The following is a 288-nucleotide window of genomic DNA, read 5'->3' as shown; positions in this document are numbered from 1 at the left end:
AGATGATGACATGTAAACCTGTTAAAGCCAGGGCCTGAGCCGCCCGTAACATCCCTTTATTTGCGATACTTGTCAAACCTTGCGCGGTCATCTGCCATGAATGCAAGCTTGTTCCGATGACGGCGGTTGCAGAACTAAGTTGCGCGGTCGGCACGACCCAGCTCACATCCCCCACATCAGTAGAGCCCATCAAGATTTCGTCAGAGGGTTGATAAGGAGAAATCGTATCTGCTAGGTACTTTCCGGTGAACTCCTTACCATCCCCTTGATAACCAAAACCCTTCATGG

1 pseudogene is annotated in these 288 nt (G+C 50.3%); it reads right to left on the bottom strand.

Going from position 1 to position 288, the window contains the following annotated elements:
- Positions 1 to 288 (bottom strand): annotated as a pseudogene (locus J0A67_RS22840) (hypothetical protein); the annotation flags it as partial.

The sequence above is a fragment of the Algoriphagus aestuariicola genome, from assembly GCF_017254835.1.
GTDB classification, from domain to species: domain Bacteria; phylum Bacteroidota; class Bacteroidia; order Cytophagales; family Cyclobacteriaceae; genus Algoriphagus; species Algoriphagus aestuariicola.
This window is presented reverse-complemented; position numbering and strand designations above follow the sequence as displayed.